The following is a 631-nucleotide window of genomic DNA, read 5'->3' as shown; positions in this document are numbered from 1 at the left end:
GGACGGTCACCATCACGACGGAACGGACGGTCACCATCCTGACGGAACGGACGATCACCATCACGACGAACCGGACGGTCACCATCACGACGAACGGGACGGTCACCGTCACGCCGCTGTCCGCCGGTCTGCCCGTCGCGGCGATAGGGACGATCACTGCGAGGCGATGAATCATCGCCTCGAGAAGACTGTCCGCGCCCGGATGCGCGGTCGCCCGAGCGCCCTTCGTTGCTCTTGCGATCGTTCGCGTCATCCGCCGACATGACTGTCCTTCCGGGGAAATGTGCCCGTAAATGCGAAATGGCCACCCAACTTTGGGTGGCCATTTCGACTAAAAGAAGTCCGGCGGTGTCCTACTCTCCCACAGGGTCCCCCCTGCAGTACCATCGGCGCTGAGAGGCTTAGCTTCCGGGTTCGGAATGTAACCGGGCGTTTCCCTCTCGCTATGGCCGCCGAAACACTATTGATGTTTCAAAAACCAACAACGACATGATCATTGTTGAGTTCCCGACCGTACATCGAGAACCACTCAGTGGACGCAAGCACCAAAAACAGGTGTGTTATCAAGTCATCGGCTTATTAGTACCGGTCAGCTTCACGTATTACTACGCTTCCACATCCGGCCTATCAA

The 631-nt window shown here is 57.7% G+C and carries 1 protein-coding gene and 1 rRNA gene; both read right to left on the bottom strand.

Going from position 1 to position 631, the window contains the following annotated elements; all coding sequences use genetic code 11:
* Positions 1-253: hypothetical protein (locus BLS25_RS16900; RefSeq protein WP_176786344.1), on the bottom strand; the 253-nt coding region annotated here is incomplete at its 3' end.
* Between the two features lie 87 nt (positions 254-340).
* A 5S ribosomal RNA gene (gene rrf / locus BLS25_RS09085) occupies positions 341-457 on the bottom strand.
* Between the last annotated feature and the right edge of the window lie 174 nt (positions 458-631).

It is taken from the genome of Microbacterium testaceum StLB037 (assembly GCF_900104345.1).
Classification (GTDB): domain Bacteria; phylum Actinomycetota; class Actinomycetes; order Actinomycetales; family Microbacteriaceae; genus Microbacterium; species Microbacterium testaceum_A.
Note: the sequence above shows the minus strand (reverse complement) of the source record. Positions and strands in the feature narration are given on the sequence as shown.